Origin of the sequence: Spirochaeta thermophila DSM 6578 (genome assembly GCF_000184345.1) — a bacterium.
In the GTDB taxonomy this organism is placed as follows: Bacteria; Spirochaetota; Spirochaetia; order Winmispirales; family Winmispiraceae; genus Winmispira; species Winmispira thermophila.
Window position 1 is genome coordinate 631,089 of record NC_017583.1, and the last position, 24,567, is coordinate 655,655.

The 24,567-nt window shown below is 62.9% G+C and carries 22 protein-coding genes; 18 read left to right on the forward strand and 4 right to left on the reverse strand.

Going from position 1 to position 24,567, the window contains the following annotated elements:
• The first annotated feature begins 131 nt into the window (after positions 1-131).
• From SPITH_RS02760 to SPITH_RS02820, 13 genes are all read left to right on the forward strand, one after another.
• The gene (locus SPITH_RS02760) at positions 132-2,543 is read left to right on the forward strand and encodes a hypothetical protein (protein WP_014624209.1); all 2,412 of its coding nucleotides are present in this window, start codon (positions 132-134) and stop codon (positions 2,541-2,543) included.
• The gene (locus SPITH_RS02765; RefSeq protein ID WP_014624210.1) at positions 2,540-3,163 is read left to right on the forward strand and encodes a class I SAM-dependent methyltransferase; all 624 of its coding nucleotides are present in this window, start codon (positions 2,540-2,542) and stop codon (positions 3,161-3,163) included. Before SPITH_RS02760 ends, SPITH_RS02765 begins: the two co-directional genes overlap by 4 nt.
• Positions 3,160-3,591 carry a ribonuclease HI gene (gene rnhA, locus SPITH_RS02770; protein ID WP_014624211.1) on the forward strand — a complete coding sequence of 144 codons (432 nt, stop codon included), beginning with the start codon at positions 3,160-3,162 and terminating at the stop codon, positions 3,589-3,591. Before SPITH_RS02765 ends, rnhA begins: the two co-directional genes overlap by 4 nt.
• A gap of 43 nt (positions 3,592-3,634) precedes the next feature.
• Positions 3,635-5,167 carry a YifB family Mg chelatase-like AAA ATPase gene (locus tag SPITH_RS02775; protein ID WP_014624212.1) on the forward strand — a complete coding sequence of 511 codons (1,533 nt, stop codon included), beginning with the start codon at positions 3,635-3,637 and terminating at the stop codon, positions 5,165-5,167.
• A gap of 67 nt (positions 5,168-5,234) precedes the next feature.
• On the forward strand, positions 5,235-6,452 hold the full coding sequence (locus SPITH_RS02780; RefSeq protein WP_014624213.1) for a S1C family serine protease: 1,218 nt from the start codon (positions 5,235-5,237) through the stop codon (positions 6,450-6,452).
• A gap of 8 nt (positions 6,453-6,460) precedes the next feature.
• On the forward strand, positions 6,461-8,446 hold the full coding sequence (uvrB, locus tag SPITH_RS02785; RefSeq protein ID WP_014624214.1) for an excinuclease ABC subunit UvrB: 1,986 nt from the start codon (positions 6,461-6,463) through the stop codon (positions 8,444-8,446).
• Positions 8,443-8,796 (forward strand): SH3 domain-containing protein, encoded by a 354-nt coding sequence (locus tag SPITH_RS02790; protein WP_014624215.1) that lies wholly within the window; start codon positions 8,443-8,445, stop codon positions 8,794-8,796. Before uvrB ends, SPITH_RS02790 begins: the two co-directional genes overlap by 4 nt.
• Positions 8,797-8,879: 83 nt before the next feature.
• Complete coding sequence (locus SPITH_RS02795) at positions 8,880-9,812, forward strand: PstS family phosphate ABC transporter substrate-binding protein (RefSeq protein ID WP_014624216.1); 933 nt, start codon at positions 8,880-8,882, stop codon at positions 9,810-9,812.
• A 108-nt stretch (positions 9,813-9,920) separates the two neighbouring features.
• Positions 9,921-10,847 (forward strand): phosphate ABC transporter permease subunit PstC, encoded by a 927-nt coding sequence (gene pstC / locus SPITH_RS02800; protein WP_014624217.1) that lies wholly within the window; start codon positions 9,921-9,923, stop codon positions 10,845-10,847.
• Positions 10,844-11,746: a phosphate ABC transporter permease PstA gene (gene pstA, locus SPITH_RS02805; RefSeq protein ID WP_014624218.1), complete on the forward strand. Its 903-nt coding sequence runs from the start codon at positions 10,844-10,846 to the stop codon at positions 11,744-11,746. Before pstC ends, pstA begins: the two co-directional genes overlap by 4 nt.
• Before the next feature lie 8 nt (positions 11,747-11,754).
• Positions 11,755-12,591 (forward strand): phosphate ABC transporter ATP-binding protein PstB, encoded by an 837-nt coding sequence (gene pstB / locus SPITH_RS02810; RefSeq protein WP_014624219.1) that lies wholly within the window; start codon positions 11,755-11,757, stop codon positions 12,589-12,591.
• Between the two features lie 122 nt (positions 12,592-12,713).
• Positions 12,714-13,058 (forward strand): VOC family protein, encoded by a 345-nt coding sequence (locus SPITH_RS02815; protein ID WP_014624220.1) that lies wholly within the window; start codon positions 12,714-12,716, stop codon positions 13,056-13,058.
• Positions 13,059-13,544: 486 nt separating this feature from the next.
• Positions 13,545-15,458 (forward strand): beta-1,3-glucanase family protein, encoded by a 1,914-nt coding sequence (locus tag SPITH_RS02820; protein WP_014624221.1) that lies wholly within the window; start codon positions 13,545-13,547, stop codon positions 15,456-15,458.
• A 153-nt stretch (positions 15,459-15,611) separates the two neighbouring features.
• Here the strand turns inward: SPITH_RS02820 and SPITH_RS02825 are convergent, their stop codons facing one another.
• The 4 genes from SPITH_RS02825 to SPITH_RS02840 all read right to left on the reverse strand — a co-directional run bounded on the left by SPITH_RS02825 (position 15,612) and on the right by SPITH_RS02840 (position 19,151).
• A complete protein-coding gene (locus tag SPITH_RS02825) occupies positions 15,612-17,012 on the reverse strand; it encodes an ATP-binding protein (RefSeq protein WP_014624222.1) in 1,401 nt (466 codons plus the stop codon).
• On the reverse strand, positions 16,954-17,634 hold the full coding sequence (locus SPITH_RS02830; protein WP_014624223.1) for a response regulator: 681 nt from the start codon (positions 17,632-17,634) through the stop codon (positions 16,954-16,956). The genes SPITH_RS02825 and SPITH_RS02830 overlap by 59 nt, the downstream gene beginning before the upstream one ends.
• An 8-nt stretch (positions 17,635-17,642) precedes the next feature.
• Complete coding sequence (gene phoU / locus SPITH_RS02835) at positions 17,643-18,296, reverse strand: phosphate signaling complex protein PhoU (RefSeq protein ID WP_014624224.1); 654 nt, start codon at positions 18,294-18,296, stop codon at positions 17,643-17,645.
• Between the two features lie 84 nt (positions 18,297-18,380).
• Complete coding sequence (locus SPITH_RS02840; protein ID WP_014624225.1) at positions 18,381-19,151, reverse strand: DUF6675 family protein; 771 nt, start codon at positions 19,149-19,151, stop codon at positions 18,381-18,383.
• A gap of 66 nt (positions 19,152-19,217) precedes the next feature.
• Here SPITH_RS02840 and murG point away from each other — a divergent pair, with 66 nt between their 5' ends.
• From murG to SPITH_RS02865, 5 genes are read left to right on the forward strand one after another with little or no spacing between them, the layout of a single operon-like run.
• Complete coding sequence (gene murG / locus SPITH_RS02845) at positions 19,218-20,333, forward strand: undecaprenyldiphospho-muramoylpentapeptide beta-N-acetylglucosaminyltransferase (RefSeq protein ID WP_014624226.1); 1,116 nt, start codon at positions 19,218-19,220, stop codon at positions 20,331-20,333.
• Entirely contained in the window at positions 20,330-20,860 is a 531-nt protein-coding gene (locus SPITH_RS02850) for a CvpA family protein (protein ID WP_014624227.1), read from the forward strand. The genes murG and SPITH_RS02850 overlap by 4 nt, the downstream gene beginning before the upstream one ends.
• An 11-nt stretch (positions 20,861-20,871) precedes the next feature.
• A complete protein-coding gene (locus SPITH_RS02855) occupies positions 20,872-22,044 on the forward strand; it encodes a DNA polymerase III subunit delta' (protein WP_014624228.1) in 1,173 nt (390 codons plus the stop codon).
• On the forward strand, positions 22,041-23,207 hold the full coding sequence (locus SPITH_RS02860; protein WP_014624229.1) for a two-component system sensor histidine kinase NtrB: 1,167 nt from the start codon (positions 22,041-22,043) through the stop codon (positions 23,205-23,207). Before SPITH_RS02855 ends, SPITH_RS02860 begins: the two co-directional genes overlap by 4 nt.
• Entirely contained in the window at positions 23,204-24,565 is a 1,362-nt protein-coding gene (locus SPITH_RS02865; RefSeq protein ID WP_014624230.1) for a sigma-54-dependent transcriptional regulator, read from the forward strand. Before SPITH_RS02860 ends, SPITH_RS02865 begins: the two co-directional genes overlap by 4 nt.
• Positions 24,566-24,567 lie beyond the last annotated feature (2 nt).

Consider the following 24,567-nt stretch of genomic DNA (forward strand, 5'->3'; position numbering starts at 1 on the left):
TGTATTCGGGGGCCGGAGGGCCCCTTTTTTTCGTCCCGGCTTTGACATGGCTGTGGGGGAGGGCTATGTTTTGAAGGGGTAAGTATCCGGTGTGTTCCTGCCGATGTTGAAGGGGGAGCCCAGGTGGTGGTATGAGGAGTGTGCAGAAACTGGGAGTGAGTCTGTTCGTCTCGGTGGTCACGGTGGCCCTCGTCGTGTTTGCCGGTACCCTGGGGGGGGTCCGGGAGGTGGAGGTGCGCCTTCTTCGGCCGGTGGTGACCGAGCACACCGTGGATCGGCTCGCCTCGGTGGACGGGCTCATACGCTCGAGGTCGGAGGGGTGGAGAGAGTATCTTTCGGGGCTCGCAGCGGATCCTGCGTTCCAGCGGGTCTTCCGTACGGGTCAGTCGGAAGAGGATGTGCAGAGGCGCTTCGACCTGGTCGCGGAGCTTTCAGGGCGGTTTCCGGAGCTCGGTTTCGTCCGTGTGGTGGGTCTCGACGGGAGGCGGATACACTTCAGCACCAGGGCGGAGGACGTACGGGAGCGATCGGCCTCGAGGATCGTATACCGGAATTGGGACGAGGTGGCTCGGCGGGAGGGTCTGGGCTTCCGTGAGGGGAGGTTCGACGATCGGGATGTCTATCTGGATCCCGAGTCGCAGGAGGTGGTGGTACGGGTCCCCGTGCGTGACGAGCTGGGTGAGGTGGCGGGGATGCTCTACGCGCACATGCGGGTGGGTGATCTGGGACTCCTGCTCGCGAAGGAGGGATTGCTCGCTCCATCGGAACGTCTCCACGTTCTGGATGAGGGTTCCCTGGCGGTGAGCGGCTCGCTCTCCCTGGAGGAACTTCGCGCCGTGGGTGGGGGGGCGCTCAGGGTGGAGCGGGGGGGAGAGGTGTGGGTGGGGGTGGAGTATGAGGGGATGGTGGGGCGCCTCGTGGCCTTCCTTCCCGAGACGGCGTTCGCCCTCTCTCCGCTGCTCCTGGCGCTTCTCTTGGGGGTGGTGGGGACATCGGTCTTCCTCCTGGTCTTCTTTCTGCTCAATCTGCGTCGGGATCCGGTGGTGGAGGCCTTGAGGCGGCTTCGTAGACTGGAGCGTGAGGTGGTGGGGGAGGTGCTCGAGGGGAGGGATGATCTGGAGTGGACGAGGAAGAGGAAGGAGCTCGAGGCGAGGAAGGGTGAGATACGGAACAGGGTGCTCGAAGGGCTCAGGGTTCCCCCGGATCGGCTCCCGGAGGTGGAGCGGTTCCTCGACAGGGTGTGGGATGAGGTGCTCAGGGTGGCCGAGGCGGTGGTGGGGGAGGGGCCGCGGCTCCGGCGGCTCGAGGAGCTCCTGGAGGATCTGGTGCGACGGTTGGAGGAGGGGGTCGCGGTGAAAGGGGTGGTGCCCGCCGGGGGGGATGTGAGGCATACGAGGGTGAGGGAGGGAGCGGCCGGCGCAGGGGAGGAGGCCGAGGAGATCGGAGAGGTGGAGGAGATCGGGGAGGTGGAGGAGGTCGGAGAGGTGGAGGAAGTCGGGGAGGTGGAGGAGATCGGAGAGGTGGAGGAGATCGAAGAGGTGGAGGAGATCGGGGAGGTGGAGGAGATCGGAGAGGTGGAGGAGATCGGGGAGGTGGAGGAAGTCGGGGAGGTGGAGGAAGTCGGGGAGGTGGAGGAAACGCCCATCCCGCAGGGGACGCTCCCTCCTGAGGACGAAGGGGAATTGGTGGCGGTTCTGGAGGAGTTCGAGCATCTCATCGAGGAGAAACAGGAGGAGGTCGACCGGGAGGTGGGAGGGACTGTGGTCGAGGAAGATGTCGTGGAGCCCGAGCCTCTTCCCGTGAAAGTGGGGAGTCTCTCCTCCGCGCTCTTCTCCTTCAGACCCGAGTATCGTAGGATCTCTTCCCAGGTGGAGACGGTGGGTATCCCTCCGGAGCGGAAGGCCTTGTATGAGCGTCTCCTGGGAGAAGAGAAGGTGCGGGTCTTCCCTCTCTCGGCTCTCAGAAGCGGTGGGTTCGTGCATCCTCCTGTCGAGGAGGAGAACGGGATCTACAGGATCCGGGAGGAGGTCTATAGGAGAGTGGCTCGGACACGTGTGGAGGCGCCGCAGGAAGGGCCTGGAGGAGGTCGCAGGCCGGAGCGCCTTCCCCTCGGAGAGGACGGGCTCGAGTACGATCCCTATCTCTCCCGGTTCTCCCGTTCACAGGTGGGGATGGTGAAATCGCTCATGGAGCTCACCCGCTCAGTGGGTGCGGTCTGTGGAGGTCTCTTCGTGCGGCAGGAGGAGGGGTTCGTGGTGCGCCAGGCCCTGGGGCTCGATGCGGCGTGGGCGAAGAGGATGCGAATCACCGGTGATGATCCCCTCTGGTCCGAGCTCGTCCAACGGAAGGTGGTGTGGCTGGGCGTGCCACTCGAGGAGATCCCCTGGTACACTCCGTTCCTCTCTCCCACGGATGCGGCGATGACGCGGAGGACTCTCTGGCTTCCGGTGTGGCTGGAGGGGAAGGAGGGTTATCTCTTTCTCGGCTACAAGGAAGAGATTGACAGTGTGGAGGAGTATTTGAAATACTTCCTTCGCGAATGAGGGAGTTCTTCGATCGTATCCAGGGTTACTATGTCAAACGGCTGAAGAAGTTCTCGCGTTCACCCCGGGAACGACATCTGGCGGTGGGCTGGGAGAGCAGGGATGCCCAGGAACGTCGATTCAGGGTGCTCCTCGATCATGTCCCTCTCGAAGGGGGTTCGCTCCTGGATGTGGGGTGCGGTCTGGGGGATCTCTATGGGTTTCTCAAGAGGGAGGGCGTCGCGTGCGACTACACCGGAATGGACATCCTCCCTGCAATGGTGGAACAGGCGAGGACTTCCTGGCCGGAGGGGCGCTTCATGGTGGGGGATGTCTGCAGTGAGGATCTCTTTCCCCCGCACTCCTTCGACGTGGTGTATGCCTCGGGGATGTTCAACCTGAGGGTAAAGGACAACTATGCCTTCCTCGGGCGGGCCCTGGGGGTGTTCCGTTCCCTCGCCCGGCGGGCGGTGGTGTGTAGTATGCTATCGGTGAAGTCTCCGTTTCCGGAGCCCGAGTACTTCTACTACGAGGTCGATCGGGTGCGTCGGTTGGCGGAAGCAGGCCCGTGGCGGGTGGAGGTGATGGAGCACTACATGGACAACGATCTCACACTGGTGTGCCGAAAGGGGGGGCTGTGATAGAGGTGTATACCGACGGTGCGTGCAAGGGGAATCCCGGTCCGGGTGGGTGGGCCTACGTGGTGGTGAGGGACGGTGAGGGTGAGGGGGCGTTCGGGGGTGAGAGGATGACGACCAACAACCGGATGGAGCTCCTTGCGGTGATCAAGGCCTTGGAGCGGGTGGATGCGGGGGGGAGGGTGCGGGTGTATACCGATTCGGAGTACGTACGGCGCGGGATCACCGAGTGGATCGACAGGTGGCTCGCGAACGGATGGAAGACGAGGGACAGGAGGGATGTGAAGAACCGCGACCTGTGGGAGCGGCTGTGGCGGCTCGCCGCGGAGGTGGAGCTCGAGTGGGTCTGGGTGCAGGGGCATGCGGGGGTGGGGTGGAACGAGGTGTGCGACCGGATGGCCCATCTGGCGGCGCTCAGGGCAGGAGGATGAAGCGGGGCGTGCGGTGCGGATGTCAGAGGGGGTGGGAGGTGCCATGCAGGTGGTGAGTTTCCTTCCCTGGGGATATGAGGGGATCGTGGTACGGGTGGAGGTGGATATCAGGAAGGGGATACCGGGGGTCGAGGTGGTGGGGTTCGCCGGAACGGCGGTGAAGGAGGCGCGGGAGAGGATCAGGGTGGCGCTCAAGAACAGCGGATTCGCCTTTCCTCAGAAGCGCGTACTCATCAATCTCGCACCGGCGGGGTTACCCAAGAAGGGGGCCTGGTACGATCTGGCGATCGCGCTCGCCCTCCTCGCGGCTTCGGGGCAGGTGGAGGCCGCGGAGGGGGTGGTCCTGGTGATGGGCGAGTTGCGTCTTTCGGGCGAGGTCCTGCCGGTGGAAGGGGTACTCTCCAGCCTGATCGCGGCGAGGAGGGAGGGGGTGCGGGTGGCGGTGGTGCCGGCGGCGAACGTGGCCGAGGCCACGGTGGTGAAGGGGGTGCGGGTCTTCGGGGTGGGATCACTGGAGGAGGCGGTGGAGGTGGTGGAGGCCGGGTTCCCGGAGGAGCGGGAGGAGAAGGGGGAGGATGTCGGAGTCGAGGAGGAATGGGAGCACGATTTCTCCTCCTTCAAGGGACAGACCTATCTGCGTCGCGCCCTCGAGGTGGCGGCGGCCGGGGGACACCACGTCTTCCTCTTCGGGCCTCCCGGTTCGGGCAAGACCATGGGGGCCTACACCTTCCCTTCGATCCTCCCGCCCCTTTCGGAGGAGGAGCGTCTCGAGGTGCTCCAGGTCTACTCGCTCGCCGGTGAGCTCCAGAACGGTTCACGGAGGACCTACTCGAATCGACGTCCTTTCCGAGCTCCCCACCACTCTGCCACGGTGGAGGGCATGGTGGGAGGGGGGAAGGAGGTACGCCCCGGAGAGATCTCGCTCGCCCATCAGGGTGTGCTCTTCATGGACGAGGCGCCGGAGTTTCGCGCCTCCATCCTCCAGAGTCTCCGAGAACCCATAGAGACCGGCCGCATCACCCTCTCCCGGGCCGGACACTCCTTCTGGTACCCAGCACGCTTTCAGCTCATCCTCGCCGCCAACCCCTGCCCTTGCGGCAACCTGGGGAGGGAGGGCGCGGTCTGTGCCTGCAGTGTGCAGGAGATAAAGCGCTACTGGCGGAAGATCGGGGCACCGCTCCTCGATCGCATCGACATCCGATTCCCCGTGAGCCCGGAGTCACCCGAGGTCCTCCTCTCCGATCGTCCTGAGCCGAGCGCTGCAGTGAGGGAACGGGTGGAACGCGCCTGGTCCATTCAGCGGGAACGGTTCGCTGGAAAGGACTACTCCAGGAACGCCTCGATGACTCCGGAGGAGGTGGAGACCCACTGTCGCCTGGGAGACGAGGAGCAACGCCTGCTCCTCAAGGCGGTGGAACAGCTCTCCCTCTCCTCCCGGGCCTGCGCATCGATCCTCAAGCTCGCACGGACCATCGCCGATCTCGAGGGGGCCGAACGTATCCAGAAAGATCACCTCCTCGAGGCGGTGCACTACAGGCGATACGGCGACATGGACTTTTTCTGGTCGGAGCTCTGAGCGTACGCTTGGCAACCCCTCGTCCTTCCCGTTATATTGTAGAAGGACCACACACGAGGGAAGGCGGATGATGCGCACGTTCTGGACCCGTACCGTCGTCGTGATCGGATCTGTTGTGCTCTTTCTCTTTGCGCTCGGTCTGGGGCTGGGGGTGGGGCGTTCGATGGGGGGGCGGGATGCCTCTGGGCAGTCCGAGGCGGTGCTGCCGGAGATCCCCGTGGACACCGGGGCCGAGGCGCTCATCCCCGTGGCCGAGGGGGCGGGTCGATACAGCGAGGACGAACTCGAGAACATCCGCGTGTACGAGACGAGGAACCGCGGGGTGGTCAACATCACCACTGAGACCCTCGCCTACAACTGGTTCCTCGAGCCGGTTCCCCAGGAGGGGGTGACCGGGAGCGGGTCCATCATCGACGCGCGGGGCTACGTGCTCACGAATTACCACGTGGTCAAGGGTGCCTACAAGGTCTTCATCTCCCTTGCCGATGGGAGTCAGTACGAGGGTGAGGTGGTGGGGGTGGATCCCGAGAACGATCTTGCGGTCCTCAAGTTCGATCCTCGAGATAAGGACCTCGTGGTGATCCCCATGGGCGGCTCCTCGGACCTCAAGGTGGGCCAGAAGGTGCTCGCCATAGGAAACCCGTTCGGACTCGAACGTACCCTCACCGTGGGGGTGGTGTCGGCCCTGGGGAGGCCCGTCAGGACCGAGGACGGCCTCATCATACAGGACATGATCCAGACCGACACCTCCATCAATCCGGGCAACTCCGGGGGGCCTCTCCTCGACTCCCGCGGCTACATGATCGGGATCAATACCATGATCTATTCTCCCTCGGGTGGATCGGTGGGCGTGGGGTTCGCGGTGCCGGTGGACACGGCGAAGCGGGTGGTTCCTGAGCTCATCGCCCACGGGTACGTGGAGCGCGGGTGGATCGATATCGTCCCCGTGCAGCTCTTCCCTGCATTGGTACGCTACGCCGGTCTGCCCGTCTCGAGAGGGATTCTCGTCTCCAAGGTGGAACCGGGAAGCCCTGCGGCCAAGGCGGGTCTGAAGGGCGGTTCTCCGGACAAGGCCGTGCGCTACGGGCGGAGCATCATCTATCTGGGAGGGGATATCATCGTGGAGGTGGACGGCCGGGCGGTGGGGAGCCTCGCCGACCTCTACGCCGCGCTCGAGGACAACAAGCCGGGTGAGAGGGTGGAGGTGAAGGTGGTACGCGATGGGAAGGCGGTGACGCTTTCCATCCCGCTCTCCAAACGACCTGAGCGTTTCAACTGGAACTAGGAGGCGGCATGAGCGGATTCAGGGTGGAGGCCCCGTTCGGGCCGGCGGGTGATCAGGGGAAGGCGATCGCCCTCCTCTCGGAGGGGGTGAAGAAGGGCTACAGGTATCAGACGCTCAAAGGGGTGACCGGCTCGGGGAAGACCTTCACCATGGCGAAGATCGTGGAGGAGGTGCAACTCCCCACCCTGGTGATCTCCCACAACAAGACCCTCGCCGCCCAGCTCTACCGCGAATTCAAGGAGTTCTTCCCTCACAACGCCGTGGAGTACTTCGTCTCCTACTACGACTACTACCAGCCCGAGGCCTACGTGGCCTCCAAGGATCTCTACATCGAGAAGGACGCCTCCATCAACGAGGAGATCGACAGGCTCAGGCTCTCGGCCACCGCGAGTCTCATGGAACGGCCCGACGTCATCGTGGTCGCGACCGTCTCGTGCATCTACGGGCTGGGGAATCCCGAGCACTTCCGGGAGATGCGGGTGAGGATCGACGTGGGGCAGCGCCTCGATCTGGGGATGCTCAAGCAGCAGCTCGTGAGCCTCCAGTACGAGCGGAACGATGCGGTGCTCACGCGCGGCACCTTCAGGGTGCGGGGGGAGATCGTGGACATCTACCCCGCCTATCTCGAGCACGTCTACAGGGTGGAACTCGACTGGGACGAGGTGGTCTCCATAAAGGTGGTCCATCCCCTCACCCTGGAGGTGCTCGACGAGAGGAAGAGCCTTTTCGTCTATCCGGCGAAGCACTTCGTCCTCCCCGAGGAACAGGTCCGTAGTGCCATCCAGGGCATCCGGGAGGAGCTTGACGAACGTTACCGGGAACTCCTCTCCCAGAACAAGCTCGTGGAGGCCCAGCGCCTCAAGGCACGGACCGAGTACGACCTCGAGATGCTCGAGGAGATGGGCTATTGCTCCGGGATAGAGAACTACTCGCGTCACCTTTCCGGCCGGAAGCCGGGGCAGCGTCCCGCGGTCTTGCTCGACTACTTCCCCGACAGGTTCCTCGTCTTCATCGACGAGTCGCACGTGACCCTACCCCAGCTCAAGGCCATGTACGAGGGCGACCGCTCGAGGAAGCTCTCCCTGGTGGAGTATGGCTTCAGGCTCCCTTCCGCCCTTGACAACAGGCCCCTCAGGTACGAGGAGTTCGAGTCGATCGTGCCGCAGGTGATCTATGTGTCGGCCACCCCCGAGGAGGAGGAACTCTCCAAGTCATCCCAGGTGGTGGAGCAGGTCATCCGTCCCACCGGGCTCCTGGACCCGGAGGTGGAGGTGCGACCCACTGAAGGGCAGATCGACGATCTGTATGCCGAGATCAGGAAGCGGGTCGAGAAGGGCCAGCGGGTCCTGGTGACCACCCTCACCAAGAAGATGGCCGAGGATCTCACCGACTACCTGCAGTCCCTGGGGCTCAGGGTGCGGTACCTCCATGCCGAGGTGGAGACCATAGAGCGGGTGGAGCTCCTGCGCGACCTGCGGGCAGGCGAGTTCGACGTGCTGGTGGGGATCAACCTCCTCCGGGAGGGACTCGACCTTCCTGAGGTGGCGCTGGTTGCGATCCTCGATGCCGACAAGATAGGGTTTCTGCGGTCGGCGACCTCGCTCATCCAGATCATGGGCCGGGCAGCGAGGAACGCCGAGGGCAAGGTCATCATGTACGCCGATCGCGTGACCGATGCGATGCGGGAGGCCATAGAGGAGACGAGGAGGCGTCGAACCATCCAGGAGGCCTACAACAGGGAACACGGCATCACCCCACAGACCATCCAGAAGTCGGTGCGCGACATCCTCGAGCGCAGGATGAAGGTCAAGGAAGAGGTGGAACGGAAGGAGATCGAAGTCTTGGTCCACGGGTACAACATCCTCGTCCCCTCCGAGCGGAAGAAGCTCATCCAGCGCCTCGAGAAGGAGATGTTGGAGCGCGCCAAGAACCTGGAGTTCGAGATGGCCGCGGTGATCCGGGACGAGATCGCCCGCCTCAAGGAGATGGCATGAGAGGGCGGGTCTTCCTCTTGGCGTGTGCCGCGCTCATCCTCTTCTCGGGCTGCAGGGAAGACCGTGCCCTTCCGCTCGAGGTCCCGGTTTCTCCTCCTCTGAGCGAGGAGCTCCGCTGGGCCGTGGTCCGGGACGCCTATGCAAGGCTGTGGGACGCCCCTCCTCCGCGCGGTTCTGTGGTCGGTATCCTCAGGAGGGGGGACATGGTGGAGATCGTGGAAGAGGAAGGAGCGTGGTGCAGAGTGGTGAGGGGTACGGAGGAGGGCTGGGTGGGTGAAGGCCATCTCTTGCGCTACAGGATCAGACTCCAGGCCGAGACCGCTTCCCGTCGCCTCATCGAGCGCTTTTAACACTCTTTGATTCCCGTCTTACACGAATTTAACATTCGAGCAGGATCATAGTACCAGATACTATTTCTGACAGGAGGAACGATATGAGACGTGTTCTGTCTTTGCTTGCAGGGATCGTCCTGGCCTCCGGTTTCGTGTGGGCGGGAGGTCAGGGAGAGTCGGGGGCTCTCTCCGGCACCATACGTATTGCAGGGAGCAGCACGGTCTATCCCATCACCGTGGCGATGGCCGAGGAGTTCAACCGGGTCCAGCCCGGCGTCCAGATCGCGGTGCAGTCCACCGGGACCGGCGGAGGGTTCAAAAACTTCTTCATTCCGGGCAAGACCGAGATCAACGATGCGAGCCGCCCCATCAAGGAGAGCGAGCTCGAACAGGTGCGGGCGCAGGGTGACGACGCCCTCGAGTTCCAGGTGGCGATCGATGCGGTGACTGTGGTGGTCAACCCCCAGGCCGACTGGGTCGACGATGTCACCATCGAGCAGCTCCGGCACATCTGGCGGCCCGATGATCCTGCTCAGAAATGGAGCGACGTGGACCCCTCGTGGCCGGATGAGCCCTTCGAGCTCTATGGTCCCACGAGTGCCTCGGGCACCTTCGACTTCTTCACCGAGAAGGTGATGGGGGAGGAGGACCTCTCCCGGAGCGACTACCAGGGCACCGAGGAGGACAACACCATCGTCCAGGCGGTCTCCGGCTCGAAGTACGCCCTCGGGTACTTCGGTATGGCCTACTACCTGGAGAACACGAACAGGGTGAAGGCCCTCAAGGTGAACGGTGTGGCCCCTTCTCTCGAGACGGCCCGTACGTATGAGTATCCGCTCTCGAGGCCCATCTTCATCTATGTGAGGAAGAGCGCCCTCGCACGGCCTGAGGTGGCGGCCTTCGTCAGGTTCTACATCGAGCGGACGAACTCCGACCTCATAAGCGAGATAGGCTACGTGCCTGTGACCGACGAGGTGGTGAAGGAGAACCTCGCGAAGCTCGAGAAGGCCATCGCCGAGGTCTCGAAGAAGTAGTCACGTTGAGTACGAACGCCAATAGGGGCGGGTGCTGCCCGCCCCTATTGATATCCCCTTCGAAATACAGTAAGAGAGAAAGAAGCGTGCATGGTTGTGTGAGGTGACATGAGTGAGATGAACTCCCTTTCCCCCCCTCCCCACAGAACCGAGCGGTGGGTGCGGAGGGTACTCCTCTTCATGGCGGGCATGTCCGTGCTCATCACCGCAGGGATCGTCCTGGTGCTGCTCGTCGATTCCCTCTCGTTCTTCAGAGATGTCTCTCCCCTCCACTTTCTCACCTCCACGAGGTGGAGCCCGACCATCCAGCCCTACTCCTTCGGCGTCCTGCCGCTCCTCTCGGGTACCCTCGCTTTCACCCTGTGCACCGCCCTCATCGCCCTTCCCATCGGCCTGCTCACCGCGATCTTCCTGGCCGAATACGCGCCGGAGGGGCTCAGGGCCGTGCTCAAACCTGCCCTCGAGGTGCTCGCAGGGATCCCCACGGTGGTGTACGGGTACTTCGCCCTGGTCTATGTGACCCCCTTCCTCAAGACGTACCTCTTCCCCGAGATCTCCACGTTCAATACCTTGAGCGCATCGATCGTGGTGGCCATCATGATCATCCCCACGGTGAGCAGCATAAGCGAGGATGCGATGCGCGCCGTGCCCCGTTCGCTCAGGTATGCCGCCTATGCCCTGGGCACCACCAAGTTCCAGACCGTGAGGACCGTGGTGCTCCCCTCGGCCCTCTCCGGCATCGTCTCGTCGTTCATCCTGGGGATCTCGCGGGTGATAGGGGAGACCATGGCCGTGACCATCGCGGCGGGCAACCTTTCCCGGATGGTGAACATCTTCGATCCCGCCGACGCCTTCCTCAGGCCCATCCAGACCATGACCGCCGCAATGGTGGAGGTGGGGATAAGCGACGTGACGGGTGAGAGCATGGCCTACAAGAGCCTCTATGCGGTGGGGCTCGTGCTCTTCCTCTTCACGCTTGGGCTCAACCTCATCGCCGGCAGGATACGCAGGCGTTTCAGGGAGAAGTACCAATGAGTGAGACGACGGGGCGTGCTCCTCACACTCCCACGCTGTGGCACAGTGTGGGGGCCGAGCGGATCAAGGACAGGATCTTCCTGGGGGTGGCCTTCCTCGCCACGGTGTGGGGGCTCCTCTCGCTCGCGGGGCTCCTGGTCTACGTGTTCTCGGATGCCATAGGGTGGCTAGACTGGCAGTTCCTCACGAGTCCGCCGTCGCGCTTCCCCGAGAAGGCGGGCGTGGGGCCGGTCCTCGCAGGTTCGTTCTACCTCATCGTCCTGGTGGGGCTCATGGTCTTCCCGTTCGGGGTGGGCGCTGCGATCTACCTGGAGGAGTACGCCAAGGAGGGCAGGCTCAAGCGTCTCATCGAGACGAACATCGCGAACCTGGCGGGGGTGCCCTCGATCGTGTACGGCCTTCTGGGCCTGGGGGTATTCGTGGGTGTGATGCACCTGCCCATCGGGTGTCTGCTCGTGGCGAGCCTCACCCTCATGTTGAGGGTGCTCCCCATCGTGATCGTCTCGGCCCAGGAGGCGATCAGGGCGGTGCCCGACTCGCACCGTTTCGCCTCGCTCGGCATGGGGACCACGCGGTGGCAGATGATCACCTCGGTGGTGCTGCCGGAGGCGTTCCCCGGGATCATGACAGGGATCATCCTCGCCCTGGCGAACGCCATGGGTGAGACCGCACCCCTCATCATGGTGGGAGTGGCCCACTCGATCTTCACGCCTCCGAGGGGCCTGCTCTCGGCCTTTGGGGCCCTTCCGCTCCAGATCTTCGCCTGGTCCGACTATCCCAAGCCGGAGTTCCAGCACGGGGTGGTGCCGGCGGCGATCGTCGTGCTCCTGGTGACGCTCATGTTGCTCAACGGTATTGCCGTGTACCTGCGGCACAGATTCTCCAAGCGACGGTGGTAGGAGGTCGTATGGATCGCGAGGTGCAGTTTCAGGTGGCGGACGGCCGGTTTCGATCCGTCCCGGAGGGCAAGGAAGAGGTGATCATCGAGACCCGTGGGCTCTCGGTGTACTACGGGTATCACATGGCGCTCTACGACATCAATCTTCCGATATATAAGAACAGGATTACGGCCTTCATCGGTCCGTCCGGGTGCGGTAAGTCCACCCTCCTTCGGTGTTTCAACCGGATGAACGAGGTGGTGGCGGACGTGCGGATCGAGGGGGAGGTGCTGTTCCACGGGAAGAATGTGTATGATCCCGATGTGGACCCCGTGCTCCTCCGCCGCAGGATCGGGATGGTCTTCCAGCAGCCGAATCCCTTTCCCAAGAGCATCTACGACAACGTGGCCTACGGCCCCCGGATGTACGGGATAAAGGACAAGGCCACGCTCGACGAGATCGTGGAGGAGAGCCTGCGGGCGGCGGCCCTGTGGGACGAGGTGAAGGACGTGCTGGGGAAGAGCGCGCTCGCCCTCTCGGGCGGCCAGCAGCAGCGTCTCTGTATCGCCCGGACGATCGCGGTGAAGCCCGAGGTCATCCTCATGGACGAGCCGGCCTCGGCCCTGGATCCGATCTCCACGGCGAGGATCGAGGAGCTCATGCAGGAGCTCGCCCGACAGTACACCATCGTGATCGTCACGCACAACATGCAGCAGGCGGCCCGGGTCTCCGATTACACGGCCTTTCTCTACCTCCACGAGGAGTGGGGGGCGGGCTACATCGAGGAGTTCGGTCCTACGAAGGAGCTCTTCCTCAACCCGAAGAAGAAGCGCACCGAGGACTACATCTCGGGGAAGTTCGGTTGAGGGGGGCGCTGTAGAGGAAGGTGCAGGAGAAATGAAGTAAGATGGAGCCCGTTTCTTTCAGATGGGAGTATCCGTTCCATTCCCCAGATCAAAGGCCACGTCGATCGAAAGGAGAGCATACTATGCATGTTCATTATGTGGAGATCGTGAGCACCTCTGTGGATGCACAGTGTAGCTTCCTGAAGCAGGTGTATGGGCTTTCATGTGATACCATGGTGGAAGATCTCGGAAACGCCCGAGTGGCAACTATGCCGAATGGGGTACTGGTAGGTGTCCGATCTCCGCTGGGGGACCATGAGCAACCCATCGTGCGCACCTACTTCGAGGTAAGTGATATCATGGCGGCAATGAGGAGGGCCGAGGCGGCCGGAGCGCTGATTGCGTACCCTCCTACGAAACAGGGAGAGACGGGCACGTGGGCGATATGTATCCTCGACGGGATCCAGTACGGGCTGTGGCAGAAGTGAGCGAGAATATCTCCGCGCACTGGTGCTCATCAGCGGATATACGGAGCGGCAATTCGAGCGATAGAAGCTGATATCCTCGTCTTGTGTTTGGATTGTTTCTCCACTACAGAAGATTCCTGTCACGTTCGGATACTCGGGCTCTACGCGAGGAGGCCTGCAACTCGGGGAGAGGTGTGCGAACGGTTCTGACTGAAGATAGGGTATATAATGAAGGGAAGGGGATGTTACACCTTTCTTGACTGGGAGTTATGGGAGCTACACCTGTTCTGACCAGAGATATCCCTCATGGACTTAACCGAAATACGAGGGGTTACGCAGAAGGACAGCACAGTTTTTCGTTGACAGGGGGAAACAGGAAGGGTACACTGCAGGAATATGGTAGCGTTAACAATAGTGGTGAGAGGAGAGGATCCAGGCCGCCACCCGGATCCTCTTGCCCATGGCCTCCCGTGGGGAGGTCCACAACCTTGATAAGGGAGGAGGGAGATGAGACGCTATCTTCCGTACCTTGCCCCCCTCATGCTCGTGCTTGTGCTGATTGTAGCATGCGAAGGGGGCTTCGTCAACTTACGTGGAGACCTGGTCTCCCGTGCCGCCTTTGAGAGCGGGTGCGACTATGTGGACGCCGACACTGCACGCATCTGGGTCGATGCTGCCGATGCGGGGTGGGCGGACGTGCACTACAGGGTGAACGGCGGTGGCCAGCTCAACGTCCGTATGAACCGGGATGGCACCTCCTTCTGGTACGACGTGAATGGGCTCTCCGAGGGTGATGTGATCGACTACTGGTTCACCATCGGGTTCGACGCGGGTGCGCAGGATACGGGCTGGTACTCCTACACGCACACCGCGGGTGGGAGCACCCCCACACCCACGCCTGCGGGGAGCACCACGTTTGTGATCGAGGCCGAGGACTATGCGGCGATGAGCGGGGTGCAGACGGAGTCGTGTGTCGAGGGCGGGCTCAACGTGGGCTGGATCGATGCGGGTGATTGGATGGCGTATGCGAGCCGGTACTTCGAGGGAGGGGAGTACCTCGTCGAGTACCGCGTGGCGAGCCTCAATGGGGGAGGCCAGCTGAGCGCCGATCTGGATGCGGGATCGATCGTGCTCGGGTCGGTGAGCATCCCCTCGACGGGTGGGTGGCAGAACTGGACCACGGTGTCCCACACGGTGACGATTCCTGCGGGGAACCATGCCTTTGGGATCTATGCGGTCTCCGGAGGGTGGAACATCAACTGGATCCGGTTCACCTACCTGGGTGGTAGTGGAAGCACCCCCACCCCCACGCCATCATCGTCTCCTCGGTTTATACCTCTTTCTCCAGGGATGGAACTGACGATACAGTTCCTCAACAAGACAGGTGGACGTGTAGATGACAGTCGAATCTATGCAGCAATCATTGGACGGGATGGAGGGAATAGATGGTGTTATCTTACTCCCGAGGGAACTGCCACGGTGATTGGGGCAGGAGATACGAGTGAGCAGTGGTTCTTCAGATTGGATACTATCGCTGGTTTTCAGGTGCCACCGGTCTTTACCTCGGCGAGGCTTTACATGAGTATAGATTCTCCACTGGTCATGAGTGCTGTGGTCGATGCGACAGGAAGTGTGGGAATTGTGCAGCCCGATCTTGGTAATCCCTCTGATCCGAATCAAGATATCATCTTCGATTGGGCGGAGTTCACCGTGCATAGTGGCACGTTTTGGGGTAATACCACCCAGGTCGATCAGTTCGGTTTCCCGTATACGCTTGCGGTGTATTCCGATGGGGGGACACTCGTCAAGAAAGTGGGAATCGATCGTCCAAGGGATGAGGTCTTTTCCCTCTTCGATAGCTACGTGCCTTCTGAGTTCAGGAGCCTGAATCACTATCCTTACCGAATCCTTGCGCCTGCGAAGGGGAGTTTCGGGGAAGGGAAACCCAACGCCTCATACTTCGACGCATATGTGGATACGGTGTGGAATCAGTATAGGACTCAGACGCTTACCATAACGCACCCATTAGGAACCTTCCAGGGAAGAGTTCTTTCGGATGACAGAATGGAGTTTACTCGCTTGGAGGACGGTCAGAAGTTCTACATTCAGAGACGACCGAACGATACAGAGATATTTGAAGGGTCTGGGGTGCTCGCTTCCGGGAATACGGTTGAGCTTGCATTGGAAGCGTGGATATGTGCTGCATTCAATCGTCACGTAGTCCACTATCCGGATTCCTCCTATTGGAACAATCCCGCGTACTACTATCTGGATTCACCCGCCAATTGGTACGCTGCCTTCTGGCATGAGATAAGTCTGGGAGGGCTTGCATATGGGTTCTGCTACGATGACGTGAACGATCAGAGCACCCTTATCGAGGCCCCGAACGTGAGGGCTGTGGTGATAGAGCTGTATTGGTAGGTAGATTGAGGGTGGATCCGGGCCTGCTTCGATACTTGGTTTCTGGTAAGGAGAGGCAATGGTGCCTCTCCTTTTTTTACGGTGGGCGAGTTGAAGACACTGGTGTTCAGAGAGATATCGACCTTTCGCACGGGTGCGCATCTGAAGAACGACTCACCCCGGGAGACGTATGGTGAAGGTGGTGCCTTCTCCCGGGGTGCTCGCTACGCTCACCTCGCCGCGATGGGCCTGTACGATGTGCTTCACGATGGAGAGGCCGAGACCCGTACCACCGGTGCTCCGGGCCCGTGATGCGTCCACCCGGTAGAATCGTTCGAAGATGCGGGGGAGGGCCTCGGGGGGGATGCCGGGGCCGCGGTCCTCCACCTGGATGAGGACGGATGAGCCGGTGCCTCTCCACCGTACCACCACGGGGGTGCCGGGTGGGGTGTGGGTGACGGCGTTGTGGATGAGGTTGTAGAGGGCCTGGACCATGAGGCCGGGGTTGAGGGGGAGCGCGAGGTCCTCCGGGCCTTCGAGGGTGAGGGGATGGGTCTCGCCTCTGGTTTGACGGAGGAGCTCCATGGCCCTCCGGATGAGTGGGGCGAGGGGTGCGCGTTCGAGGGGTACGGGGGCCTCTGCCTGCTCGATGCGGGAGAGGAGCAGGAGGTCTTCGATGATCTGGTGGAGGCGGTGGGTGTGTGAGAGGGCGGTCTCGAGGAAGCGCGTGCGGGTGGCCTCGTCGTCCGGGGGGAGGTCTTTGAGGGTCTCGAGGTAGCCGAGGACGGTGGTGATGGGGGTCTTGAGTTCGTGGGAGACGCTGGAGACGAAGTCGCGTCGGATCTGCTCGAGCCGTTCGAGGCGGGTGATGTCGCTCGCCACGAGGAGGAGGCGCTCCGCGGGGGAAGGGGGGAGGGGGATGAGATGGAGGCGGATGGTTCTGGAGGAGGGGGGTGGGGTGGTGAGGGTGTGGGTGAGGGGGATGCCTGAGGAGAGGGTCCTGTGGATGTGCTCGAGGAGGGAGGTGGAGCGGAGGAATTGGGGGAGGGGTTTCAGGCGGTGCTCAGGGGGGAGGGGGAGGATCTCGAGGGCGCGTGGGTTGGCGTAGGTGATGCGGAGGCGGCCGTCCGTGACCACGATCCCCTCTTCCATGTGGGTGAGCACGGTGTGGTAGAGGTGGCTCTCGGCGGTGAGGTCCTGGAGGCGGGTGTGGGTCTGGCCGAGGGTGTGGAGCAGGGCCTCCTCAAGGGGCTGAAGGGCCCGGGAGAAGGGGTTGGTGAGGGCCCTGGTGTGGGGGAGGAGGGGGGGAGGGGTGGTGAGGAGGCGGCGCCTGAGGGTGCGGAGGGTGCGGCGGAGGTGGAGGGCGTGGTGGAGGAGGAGGGAGGCGGTGAGGAGGGTCTGGAGGAGGAGGGCGAGGAGGGAGGGGAGGGGTGGGGTGAGGGGAAGCGCGAGGGGGAGGAGCGAGAGGGCGAGGATGGGGAGGAGGGGGAGGAGGAGGCGGACCGGCCAGAGCGGGTCAGACCGGCTGGAGGCGGTAGCCGACTCCCCGGACGGTCTGGATGTAGTCTCGTGCATCGCCGAGCTTCTTCCTTATGCTGAGGATCTGCACGTCCACGGCGCGTTCCGTGACCGGGTAGTCCTCGCCCTTCACCGCGTCGATGATCTGCTGCCTGGAGAAGACCCACCCGGGGTTCCGGGCGAGGAAGCTGAGTATGGCGAACTCCGTGGCCGAGAGGATGACCTCTCGTCCCCGTACGCGGACGGAATAACGATGAGGGTCTATGACGAGCTCGCCCACCACGATTGGTTCGTCGCTCCTTCCTTCCGGGGGGTGGGTGCGTTTGAGCACGGCCTTGAGCCGGGCGAGGAGTATGCGGGGGCTGAAGGGCTTGGTGATGTAGTCGTCGGCCCCGAGCTCCAGGCCCACCACCACGTCGGTCTCCTCGCTCTTTGCGGTGAGCATGAGGATGGGAATGTGGGAGGTCCTGTCCTGCTGCCTGAGGAGCCTGCACACCTCGAGCCCGCTCATCCCGGGAAGCATGAGGTCGAGGATGATGGCGTCGGGAAGCAGGTTCCGTGCCTTCTCGAGCGCGTCCCTCCCTTCCCCTGTGCTCACCACCTCGTAGCCCTCCCGTTCGAGGTGGAAGCGGACGAGCTCCACGATGTCGGGTTCGTCGTCGACCACCAGGATGGTCATGGGGCCTCCTACTGGTTGAGCTCTTCGTGGACTCCCGTGGTGCTGAAGACGACCCACTCGCAGATGTTGGTGACGTGGTCACCGAGGCGTTCGAGGAACCGATTGAGGAAGAGGAGCGAGGTGAAGTCCTCGGGTCGGTCGGGGTGTTCCTTGATGAGCCGGAAGAGGTGCTGGAGTATCTGGCCGTGCATCTCATCGATGCGGCTGTCGCGTGAGGCCACCTCCCTGGCCTTCTCTGCGTCGCGTTCGATGTAGGCGGTGAGGGCGTCGTGGAACATGGAGATGCCCTCTTCTGCCATGGAGAAGAACTGGGAGAGGTCTCTGAGCACCTCGCGGTTCCTGAGCCTCATGAGGGCCTTGGCGAAGTGGACGGCGTGGTCCCCGATGCGCTCTATGTTGGCAATGATCTTGAAGGAGGTGAGGATCTCCCTGAGGTCGCCTGCCACCGGGTGTTCGGTGGCGAGGATCTCGGCACAGCGGTGCTCGAGGGTGTGCTGGAGCCGGTTGATCTCCTCTTCGTCTTCGAAGACCTCCTGCGCGAGGTCCGTGTTCTGCTCCTTGAGGGCCCTGTAGGCCTTGTGGAGGGTCTCTTCCACGAGGATGCCCATGGAGAAGATGCTGTTCCTGAGGTCGGTAATCTCGTCTTCGAGATGGTGTCTCATCACATGCTCCTTTTCGAGATAGTATAAAGAGTCTGTGAGGAATCGGTAAGGGGGATGTGAGAAGATGGTAAAGTGTCCTTCCGGCTATGGCCTTAAGGGGAGTTGGCTCTGGAACCAGTTCTTGAGGGCCACGATACGGTTGTAGAAGCTCGCGTAGCGCTTCTCCATGCCGAAGAAGCGGATGGTGCGGACGCCGCAGATGCCGTAGAACATGAGCTCCTCCCCGCGGGGCACGATCACGAGGTGGGTGCGGAGGCCGCCGGGCGAGACGAGGGGGATGAGGCCCATGTAGGCGAGGGTGTCCAGGTTCTCCATGGAGAGGAGGATGAACGAGCCTTCCACCCGGTAGGTGATCCGGTAGAGGTTTTTCCCGAAGCTGGAGTCGTCCTGGAAGATGGTGATGGAGACGGGCTCGCGCGGGAGTTCGCTGAAGGTGAGGTCGGGAACCGGCTCCCGCGCTTCGGGCGAGGCGATGCGGTAGGCGTCGTGGAACATGGTGCGCATCCTGCCCCTGCTGGCCGAGTAGTACTGGATCCCCTTCATGGTGCTCACTCGATGGAGTATGTTGTAGAGTTCGGGTATGGGATCGGAGCCTTCGCGGAGAGAGGACGGCATGGGGAGGCGGAAGAGGGATTCCACGCCGATGGTGGGGGAGAGGTCCTTCAGGTCGGCGCGGATGAGCGGGGAGAGGGGGCCGTGGTAGAGGATGCGTTCGGGTGTGCCGTCGAAGTAGATGGTGAGCTCACCGGTGGTCTCGAGGGTCTCTTCCTGCTGAGGGGAGAGAGGGAAGGTCTGTCCGTGGAGGGAGCCGGGGATCGCGAGGAGGAGTAGAATTGCAGGGATGTGCGTTCGCATGATAGGCTTACGATACGGGGGAACGGGGGGAGGGTCAAGATCGGTAGCTCGTGGAGGTGAGACTGCATGAGGATTGTCTACACAGGAGGAGGGACGGCGGGACATGTGTTCCCGGCCCTCGCGGTGCACCGGGTGCTCGAGGAGAGGGTGCCCGGGCTGGAGGCGGTGTGGATCGGCTCGCGAAAGGGGCCGGAGAGGGGCTGGGTGGAGGAGGCGGGGGTGCGGTTCTACGGGGTGCCTGCGGGAAAGTGGAGGAGGTACCTCTCGGTGAAGAACGTGGTGGATGTGGGGCGGGTGGGGGTGGGTGTGATGGCCTCTCTCCTGCTCCTCAGGAGGCTCAGGCCCCGGGTGGTCTTCTCCAAGGGGGGGTACGTGGCGGTGCCGCCGGTGATCGCGGCCTCGATCCTGGGCATCCCGGTGGTGGTGCACGAGTCCGATCTGGATCCCGGTCTCGCCACCAGGATCACGGCCCGGTATGCCTCGCGTATCCTCACCTCGTGGCCTGAGACGGCCACGTTCTTCCCCAGGGAGTGGGAACCGCGTGTGGTGTGTACCGGGAACCCCGTGCGGCCGGAGGTGCGCTCGGGGGATCCGGGAAAGGTGAGGGAATTCTTCCCCGTACGGCCCGGGCGGCCGCTCCTCCTGGTGTTGGGGGGGAGCCAGGGGGCCCGTCAGGTGAACGAGCTGGTGTGGGCGGCCCTCCCCCGGCTCCTCGAGTGGTGCGAGGTGATCCACCAGACCGGGCCGGATGTGGAGCGGGCGCCGCGCCGGGAGGGGTACCACCCCGTGGCCTTCCTGGGACGAGAGCTTCCCCACGTGCTCTCCGCTGCGCAGGTGGTGGTGTCGCGGGCCGGGGCGGGGGCGGTGGCGGAGCTGGCGGCGTGCGGGAAGGCGGCGGTGCTCGTGCCGCTCGGGAGGGAGCTGGGGAGCCGTGGCGACCAGGTGAGGAACGCGCGCAGGCTCGCGGAGCGGGGGGCGGCGGTGGTGCTCGAGGGGGGTGAGGCGGTGCCGGCGAGGCTGGTGCAGGTGGTGGAGGGCCTCATGCGGGATGAGGGGCGGCGGAGGGCGTTGGAAGAGCGTATCCGGGAGCTCGCCCGGCCGGATGCAGCGGAGGCGATCGCCCGGGTGCTCGAGGGATTTCTCTCGGAGTCCCCCACAAGACGACACGGAGGTGACGAATGAATCTTACCGCGCTCGATGTGGTGTTCCTGGGGGTGATCCTCTTCTTCATCGTCCAGGGGCTCATAAAGGGGTTCATCCAGGGGTTCATGTCGGTGCTCGCCGTGGGGGGCGGCCTTACGGCGGGGGCCCTCTTCTCCTCCCGGGCTGCGGGGCTCTTCGATTCTCTCCTGGGCGCCTCTCCCTGGAGCCCTGTGCTCGGTTTTCTCTCTCTCTTCATCGTGGTCTACGCCGTGGTGAAACTCCTGGAGAACGCCCTCCAGTCCCTCATCGAGCGGGTACACCTCGAAAACCTCGACAAGGCTCTGGGGTTCTTTCTCGGTATCCTGAAGGGGATCGTGGTGGTGGCGGTCATCCTCCTCATCCTCGAGGCCCAGCCCTTCGTCGACACCACCCGCATGCTCGGCACGAGCCTCTTCGCGCGTCTCCTCCTCCCCTTGCTCCCCGATCCAACGGGTGTGGTGAATGCGGCGCGTGAAGCGGCCGGTGCAGGGATGCTGCGTGGAGGGGGCGGGACCGGTTCCCTGTGAGGGGGCGGCGTATGTTCGAGAACATCATCGGCCACAGCCAGACGGTGTCACAGCTCTCGAGGGAATTGAAGGAAGGGAGCTTCCCTTCCTCGGTGCTCATCTCAGGCCCTCCATATGCGGGGAAGCTCACGATGGCCCTCGAGATCAGCCGTGTGCTCTCGTGCGAGAGGGAGGCGGCGTGGGACTGTCCGTGCGACTCCTGCCGGCGTCAGCGCCTTCTCCTCGAGCCCCTCACCCTCGTCGTGGGACCCAAGCGCTTTCTGCAGGAGATACGCGCCTCGTGGGACACCCTCATGCGGGCTCCGGGCGTGGCCACGCGCTTCCTCTTCGTGAGAGCAGTGCGCAAGCTCACCCGGAGGTTCGACCCCGTGCTCTGGGAGGGAGAGGAAGGGAAGGTGCGGCAGGCCTTCGACCTCGTGGCGGAGATCACGGAGTTGCTCGAGGGGTTCTATCCTTCCTCCGAGGGAGGAGAACTCGGAGAGGGATTGGTCAAGGCGGGGGAACGTATACTCGGATTCTGCAGGAAGCTCGAGGCCTTCGTCCCCCGGGACGGCGTCCCGGTGGCCATGGTGCGGCGCATCCTCTCGTCCGTGCACCTCTCCTCCTCCCGCACGCCGCACGTGGTGATCGTCGAACACGCCGACACCCTCCAGGAGGCCTCCCGGAACGCCCTCCTCAAGGAACTCGAAGAGCCCCCGGCAGGGACTTACTTCATCCTCCTCACCCGCAGGCGGACGGCCATCATCCCCACCATACTCTCCCGCGTGCGACACTATCAGCTCTTCGAACGCTCGACCGAGGAGATGCGCGGTGTCCTCGCACGCATCTTCCGCCTTGCAAACCCTCCAGAGCATCTCTCTGCGTTTTTCCATCAGTTCTCGGCACTCGAAGAGGAGGGGCTTGCCGCGAAGGCGAGAGGATTCGTCCGCATGCTGGTGGGGGCGGCCTCCTTCGATTCCTCACTCCTCGATGTGCCCAGGGAGGAGTGGGAGGCGTGGTACGAGGTGGCGCTGGATGAACTCTCCTCCTTCCTTCCTTCCTCTCATGCCGGAGAGGTGGAACAGGTCTCACGTCTCCTCTCGCGGGCGTGTTTCAGGGTGAGGGATCTCAACATGAATCCCCAGACGGTCCTCGAGGCCCTCTTTCTCGAGCGGGAGCTCGCATACTCGGGAGGTCGGCCGTGAGGGGCTTTCTGGAACGGACGTTGGGGAAGCTCGAGAAACTCGACAGGGAGCAGCTCAAGAGGGTCTTCGAAGACTTTGTGGAGGAGTACGGCCGCCTCGAGGATGTCCTCAACTCGATACCCGAAGCCATCCTGGTGCTGGATGAGGACGACAGGCTGGCCTTCGCCAACAGGCTGGCCCAGAGGCTCGGAGTGGTGGAGGAGGACAGCGAGGGACGTGGGGTGGAGGATGCGGTTCGGGATACCCAGATCCGGGAACACGTACGCGCGCTCCTCTCGAGGGAGGAGACGGTGCGTGGGCGTGAGTTCACCTTCGATCTGGGGGGCCGGCGGCGCATCTTCCGGGTGGACGTGCTCCCCCTCGTGCGGGGCGGGATGATCAGGGGCACTCTCGTCCTCATGGAGGATGTCACCGACCAGCGGGCCCAGGAGGTGCGACTCAAGCGTATGGAGAGTCTCGCCTCGCTCACCACCCTCGCGGCGAGCGTGGCCCATGAGATCAAGAATCCACTGGGCGCCATCAGTATCCATCTCCAGCTCATCGAGCGGCTCCTCTCCCAGAAAGGATGCCTCTCCACCGAGGAGGTCTCTCCCTACGTGGGAGTGATAAAAGAGGAGATAGAACGGCTCAACCGTATCGTGGTGGATTTCCTTTTCGCAGTCCGGCCGATCAATCTTGAGAGGGAGGAACTCTCGGTGCGCGAGCTGGTGGAGGAGACCCTCTCCCTGGTAGGTCCCGAACTCGCTCAAGCGGGGGTGAGAGTCGACATCCGGATCCCCGAGGACATCCCTTCCCTTTCCCTCGATCGAAGGTACATCAAGCAGGCCCTCCTCAACCTCATAAAGAACGCCGTACAGGCCATGCCCGAGGGAGGCGTTCTCACCGTCTGGGCCCAGTTACGGGACGGCAGGCTCGCTCTCTCGTTCTCGGACACCGGTGTGGGGATCCCGGAGCACCTCAAGGAGAAGATCTTTGAACCGTACTTCACCACCAAGGAGACGGGCTCTGGACTGGGGCTCACCCTGGTCTATAAGATAGTGCAGGAACACGGAGGAGAGATAGAGGTCCAGTCGGCGGAGGGGAAGGGCACGACGTTCACCCTTCTTTTCCCCATACCGGCCACCGTGTCCCGAAGGATCACCTGGAACGGGGAGCAGCCATGAGGTTCAACGTGCTCGTCGCCGACGATGAGAAGAACATCAGGGAAGGGCTGAAGACATTCCTCCAGATGGAGGGGTATGAAGTTTTTCTGGCCGAAGACGGTGATCGGGCGAAGAAGATCCTCGACGAAGAGGACATCGACCTGGTGATCGCCGACCTCAAGATGCCCGGCATGCCGGGAGACGAGCTCCTCAGATACGTGGTCGGCGGGTATCCCACGGTCCCCGTCATCATACTCACCGGTCACGGGACCATCGAGAGTGCGGTCCAGGCCATGAGGGACGGTGCCTTCGACTTCCTCACCAAACCCCTCAATCTCGACAGGCTGGGCCTCCTGGTGAAGCGGGCTCTCTCCACCCGGGAGTTGGTGCTCCAGCACAGGGAACTGCAACGGGAACTTGAGCGTCAGAAAAAGTTCGGGATGCTCATCGGGAAGAGTCCCCAGATGAAGCAGATCTTCGAGGTGATCCAGCAGGTGGCGCCCACCCGGGCATCGGTCCTCATCACGGGGGAGAGCGGAGTCGGGAAGGAGCGGATCGCCGATGCCATCCACTATTTCTCGAACCGGAGGGACAAGCCGCTCATCAAGGTCCACTGCGCGGCCCTCGCGGAGAGTCTCCTGGAGAGCGAGCTCTTCGGCCATGAGAAGGGTGCCTTCACCGGAGCGCACGCCACCCGGAGGGGCCGGTTCGAGCTCGCGGACGGCGGTACGCTCTTCCTCGATGAGATAGGGGAGATAAGCCCTGCGGTCCAGGTGAAGCTCCTCCGTGTGCTCCAGGAGAAGAAGTTCGAGCGGGTGGGAGGGGAGAGAACCATCGAGGTGGATGTCCGGATCATCGCCGCCACCAACAAGGACCTCAAGAGGGAGGTAGAGGAAGGGCGCTTCAGGGAAGATCTCTACTATCGACTCAACGTGGTGCACATCCACGTGCCGCCGTTGAGGGAGCGCAAGGAGGACATCCCTCTCCTCATTGCGGCCTTTCTCAAGGAGCTCGCAGAGGAGAACGGCAAGAAGATCGAGGGCATCGATCCCAAGGCTCGTGCCATTCTCTACAACTACTCCTGGCCGGGGAACGTGAGGGAACTCCGCAACTGCATAGAGAGTGCCGTGGTGATGTGCAAGGGGACCATCATCGTGGTCGAGGATCTCCCTCCACACATCCGTGAGGAGGCGGAGGGGGGAGGGCTCATCCGTATCGCCGTAGGCACCTCGCTGGAGGAAGCGGAGAAGGAGATCATCCGCGCCACCCTTGCCTATTGCAAGGGCAACAAGTCACGGGCGGCACAGATACTCGGCATAGGAAGGAAGACGCTCCACAGGAAGATCCAGGAATACGGTCTCGAGGAAGTCGTTCCATGACG